4 protein-coding genes are annotated in these 5,083 nt (G+C 64.4%); 1 reads left to right on the forward strand and 3 read right to left on the reverse strand.

Going from position 1 to position 5,083, the window contains the following annotated elements; all coding sequences use genetic code 11:
• Positions 1–79 precede the first annotated feature (79 nt).
• A complete protein-coding gene (locus BN1127_RS10195; protein ID WP_042649358.1) occupies positions 80–1,336 on the reverse strand; it encodes an adenylosuccinate synthetase in 1,257 nt (418 codons plus the stop codon).
• A 169-nt stretch (positions 1,337–1,505) separates the two neighbouring features.
• On the opposite strand from BN1127_RS10195, the gene BN1127_RS10200 reads away from it, so the two are divergent.
• Complete coding sequence (locus BN1127_RS10200) at positions 1,506–2,414, forward strand: LysR family transcriptional regulator (protein WP_042649359.1); 909 nt, start codon at positions 1,506–1,508, stop codon at positions 2,412–2,414.
• A gap of 75 nt (positions 2,415–2,489) precedes the next feature.
• Here the strand turns inward: BN1127_RS10200 and BN1127_RS10205 are convergent, their stop codons facing one another.
• Both BN1127_RS10205 and BN1127_RS10210 read right to left on the reverse strand, forming a co-directional pair.
• Positions 2,490–3,806: a TAXI family TRAP transporter solute-binding subunit gene (locus BN1127_RS10205; RefSeq protein ID WP_082030046.1), complete on the reverse strand. Its 1,317-nt coding sequence runs from the start codon at positions 3,804–3,806 to the stop codon at positions 2,490–2,492.
• Positions 3,807–4,044: 238 nt separating this feature from the next.
• Positions 4,045–5,083, reverse strand: a 1,039-nt coding sequence (locus BN1127_RS10210; RefSeq protein WP_042649361.1) for a MalY/PatB family protein, incomplete at its 5' end; no start/stop codon positions are given.

The raw sequence follows: 5,083 nt of genomic DNA on the forward strand, positions 1-5,083 counted from the left end.
CGTAATTGGGACATAGCCATAAAAAAACCGGCCTCCATGAGGCCGGTTTTGACATTGTGCTGACAGAAGAGCAGGCGGCTTAGCGCAGTATCATCTGCTCGCGGCCCGGGCCGACGGAGACCATGGGCACCGGCACACCCAGCAGGGCTTCGATGCGCAGCACGTAGTGCTGGGCAGCCTTGGGCAAGTCTTCGAACTTGCGGATGTGGGAGATGTCTTCGCTCCAGGCTTCCATGGACTCGTACACCGGCTTCAGACCGGCGGTTTGCGGCCAGATCGGGTTCTCGGTGTTGGCACCTTCGTAGGCCACGCAGATCTTCAGATCCGGCATGCCGGAGAGGCAGTCCAGCTTGGTCAGGGCGATTTCGTTGGCGGCCTGGATCTCCAGACCCTGCTTGGTGGCGACCGCATCGAAGTAACCGATGTCACGGGGACGGCCAGTGGTGGCGCCGAACTCGTTGGCGAACTTGCGGAACTCGTCCTGGTTCTCCATGGCGGTGATCAGGGTACCGGTACCGACCGAGGTACTGAACGCCTTGGCCACGGCAATCACGCGCTCGGGGCGCAGGGCCGGCAGGCCGCCACCGATACCGGCGTAGGCGCCGGAGACGTGGGAGGAGGTCACCCAGGGGTACTCACCGTAGATGAGGTCACGGCCGGCGCCCAGCTGGGCTTCGAACAGCAGGGTGCCGTTCTGGGCCTGGATGGCCTTGAGCGGCTCGCTGACGTTGCAGACGGCGTCGATCCAGGGGGCGGACACTTCCAGCAGCCAGTCGGCCATCTCCTGGGCAGTCTGCTTGAATTCGAAGCTGGGGTAGAGGGCTTTGAGCTGCGGCAGTTTCCAGTCGAGGAAGAACTGGATGCGCTCGACCAGCACGTCCGGCTGTTTCAGCCAGCCCACCAGGATCGCCTTTTTCATGACCCGATCACCGTAAGCCGGGGCAATGCCCTGACGGGTGGAGCCATAGGCACCATCACCCAGACGGACTTCTTCCAGGGTGTCTTCCAGGGCGTGGATCGGCAGGCAGAAGGTGGCTCTGTCAGAGATGGCGAGTTTCGGAGTCACGCCGGCGGCCTTCACTTCGGCCAGTTCTTTGGTCAGCGGCTCCGGGCTGATGACCATGCCAGGGCCGAGCACGACCAGGCAATCCGGGTTGAAGACGCCGCTTGGCAACTGGTGCAGCTTGAAGGTGCCAAGATCGTTGACCACGGTGTGGCCGGCGTTGTTGCCGCCCTGGAAACGGATGCTGGCGGCGGACTGGCCTGCCAGATAATCGACGATGCGGCCTTTGCCTTCATCACCCCAGTTAGCACCTACGACTACGATAGACGACATGACTCTTTCTCCTAAGACGTTAGGCGTCCATCCTAGGAGCCCTATGCGGATTAGAAAAATTAATTATCTTTATAATTCCGATAAGTAAGTCATATAATTATGGCCAATTTATCGGCAAAGCCCCGCCATGACGCGCTACCCCGCGCCAGTCGTGGGTGAGAGTTACCTCATGTTGGATATTCACTGGTTAAATACCTTCGTCACCCTGGCCCGTTTGCAGCACTTCGGCCAGACCGCCACCGAGCTGCACATGACCCAGCCCAACGTCAGCCTGCACCTCAAGAATCTGGAACAGGCTACCCGGGTCAAGTTGATTGAACGCAGCCCGTTTCGGTTGACTCAGGCTGGCGAGCGGCTGCTGCAAAGTGCCGAGCGTGCCATCAACGAGCTGCAGCTCTGCCAGTCCGATCTCAACGCCCTCAGCCAGTTGAGCCAGGGGACGCTCGCCATCGCCGCCAGCGACATCATCTCGCGCCTGCTGCTGATCCAGCCGTTCCAGCGCTTCAAGCAGGCCTTTCCCGGCATCGATCTCACCCTGTTCAACACCACCTCGGATCAGGCGGCGGATCTGGTCAGGGCGGGCAAGGCGGATCTCGGCTTCGTGATGGCGCAAAAGCGCAGCGAGCCGCTCTACTACACCGAATTGCAGCAGGTGACCTGGTGTGCCCTGGGGCAGGGGCTCACCCGCTGGCAGGCCCGAGCCAAAGCCGGGGAGAGCGATCCTCTCGACGAACCCACCCTGATCCTGCTGGGGCACGACACCCGCACTCGGGCACTGATCGACCCCTCCTTGCCCCTGCTCGGGCTGCCGAGCTGCCGCATCATGGAGGTGGGCAGTGTGGATGCCCAGCTCGACTGGGCGGAGGCGGGGTTCGGGGTGGCCATAGTGCCGGATTTCTCGCTCCACCCGCGGCTCAAGCTCACCGCTCCCGTGACCCGGCTGACCGACTTCCCCGGCACCAGCCTGGGGTATGTGGTGCGCCAGAACCAGGTGCTGTCGCGGGCCATCAAGCAGTTGCTGCACTGGGTGGAGGAGGAGATCCTGCGCCCGGACTCGTTACTGTCCCCCAAAGGGTGAACCCGGTGCCCTTCGCTGAACAGTCAGATGACAAGAGGCCACCCCAGGGTGGCCTCTTGCATTGTGCTCTCCCCGTCATTGGGCGGGGGCTGGCGTCTCGCGGGTGACCGGCGAGGCGCCGCTTGGGCTGCCCGGTACGGGTGTGGCGGTTGTCGCTTGCTCGGTGCTCTTTGCCGCCGAAGGGGTGGCGATCCCGGCCGCATCCGGCTGGCTGCCCTGCGCTATATCAGCCTCCGTCGGCACCGGTAGCGTGGTCAGCGCCGGGGCTTGTCCGGTCGTCACCGCATCCGAGCTGGCCGGCAGGGTGGCGCCGGCGGGTTGCTCCGGCAGCACCTCAGCCCCTTCCAGCGGGGTGGCCGCACTGGTGGGGGCCGACGGCGCCGTGGCGAGCGCCCCTGAGGTGGTGAGGGACTCGGGCAACAGGGTCGGCACGGCATCCAGCATGCCGGGGTGCAGCGGGAGTATGTCCCCTGCTTGCATGGATTCGGGGGTAAGGGTGGTAAGCGCCGGGTGCAGGCGAGTGAACTGCTTGAGATGGCGGCTCAGCACGTCGCGCAGGGTGCGCACCTGATCTTCAGGCAGGCTGGCCTTAGCCACCAGCTCGGCGGTCACGGCAAAGGTGGCGAGGGAGCTGGTCTGCCCCGGGTAGAGATTGGCGCCGATGCGGCTGCGTTGGTAGTAGGGGTATTGCTTGAGCAGCTTGTCTATCTGCTCCCCCTCGATGGGGATGAGGCGGGCCTGGCAGCGACCGGTCAGATCGCCGATCCCCTGATTGGGGTGGCCGGCAACCAGGAAGGCGGCATCCAGGGTACCGTTGCAGAGTCCCTCCAGCCGGTTGCCGGGGGATGCCACGGGAGGCAGTGTGAAGTCGGTTGGGCGCCAGCCCATGGCTTCGAGCAGTGCCTGGCTGGTGAGCCTGTCTCCCGAGTTGGGGCTGCCCAGATCGACCCGCTTGCCTTCGATGTCCGCCAGAGTGGTGATGTTGCTGGTGGCACTGGCGAGCAGGGTCAGGGATTCATTATGGAGCCGCAGCAGGCTGCGCAGCTGATCGTTCGGGGCCTGACCCGCGAAGGGGCCGCTGCCGTGGGCCGCATGGAACAAGACATCCGACTGTACCAGCGCCAGCTGGATGTCGCCCTTGGCCAGTGCGGCCAGGTTGGCAATGGAACCCGAGGTGCTCTGTACCGTGCAGTGCAACCCGTGGCTGGCACTGTCGTCGTTGAGCAGGCGGCAGATGGCGCCCCCAGTGGGGTAGTAAACGCCGTTGAGCGCCCCCGTGCCTATGGTGACATAGGCGGGGGCGGCAGACAGGGGCAGCGCCAGCACGGCCGCCAGCCAGGGCTGGGCAAGGTGTAACAGGCGTGACAGGGCGCGCAGGGGTCTTGGGTGCATAAGGAACCGGAACAATGGCTGAAAAAAGGGATGAACCAGGCTCATCCCGTCATGAGTCACATCTTATCTATATCAGATGTGAACCTGAATGGCTTTCGCCATTCCCGTCCATGGCTGGGGGGGCAGACCGGCAGCCCCCTCCTTGCCGTCAGTAGCGTGCCTGGAGAATCACCTCCTCCATGCGGGCCAGCGTCTCCCTGAGCCTTGCCCGGTGGCTTGCCGGAGCGTGCGATCCTGGTCAGATGCTGCGCTGAAGAATGGCTTTCTCCATGCGCGCCAAGGCTTCGGTGAGGCGAGCCCGGGTGCAGCCAAAGTTGAGGCGCACGCATTGGCCATCACCAAACTGGGCGCCCGGGGAGAGACCGACACCCGCCTGCTCGAAGAAGGCGACCGGGTCATCCAGCTCGAGGCCGCTCACATCGATCCAGGCGAGATAGGTCGCCTGATTCTTTGCCAGCTTGACGCCGGGCCAGCGGGCAACCGCCTGTTCGATCAGTGTCAGGTTGGCCCTCAGATAGTCGAGCTGTTCGCTGAGCCACTGTTCACCACCCTCGTAGGCGGCCTCGGCGGCCACGAAGCCCAGCAGGTTGACGTCGGCACTGATGCCGCGCATCGCCTGCTGCAGCTTGAGGCGCAGGCGGCTATTGGGCACTACCGCGAAGGAGCAGCACAGACCCGCGATGTTGAAGGTCTTGCTCGGCGCCATCATGACGGCGCTGCGTTCGGCGGCCGACGGGCTCAGGGCACCGTAGGGAATGTGGCGGGCATCCTTGTCCAGCAGCAGGTCGCAGTGGATCTCGTCCGAGCAGATCACCAGATTGTGGCGCTCGGCGATGGCGTCGATGGCGAGCAGCTCCTCGCGGGTGAAGACGGTGCCCCCCGGATTGTGCGGGTTGCACAAGAGCAGCAGGTCGGCGGAGGGAGCCTGGCGTTCCAGCTCCTCCAGATCCAGCACCCAGCGCCCGGCTTCCTCAATCATAGGGACGGTCAGCAGGGGGCGATCGTTGAAGCCCGGCGCCTGCAGGAAGGGGTAATAGACCGGCTTGGGGGTAATGATGCCACGGCCGTGCTGGCTCCAGGCCTTGCAGGCGAGGTTCAGACCGGGCACCACCCCCGGCAGGAAGACCAGCCACTCCGGGGAGATAGTCCAGCCATAGCGCTGCTGCATGCGGGTGATGATGAGTTCGATCAGCCGGGGGGAGGGGCGGGAATAGCCGAAGATGCCGTGGGCCACCCGCGCCGTGAGCGCTTCGATGACGGCGGGGGGGGCCCACGGC

Origin of the sequence: Aeromonas media (assembly GCF_000819985.1) — a bacterium.
In the GTDB taxonomy this organism is placed as follows: Bacteria; Pseudomonadota; Gammaproteobacteria; order Enterobacterales; family Aeromonadaceae; genus Aeromonas; species Aeromonas media.

Bases quoted from the DNA above. Each gene is read 5' to 3' on its own strand.
- BN1127_RS10205 (WP_082030046.1), bottom strand. From the start codon at position 3,806: ATGCACCCAAGACCCCTGCGCGCCCTGTCACGCCTGTTACACCTTGCC.
- BN1127_RS10195 (WP_042649358.1), bottom strand. From the start codon at position 1,336: ATGTCGTCTATCGTAGTCGTAGGTGCTAACTGGGGTGATGAAGGCAAA.
- BN1127_RS10200 (WP_042649359.1), top strand. From the start codon at position 1,506: ATGTTGGATATTCACTGGTTAAATACCTTCGTCACCCTGGCCCGTTTG.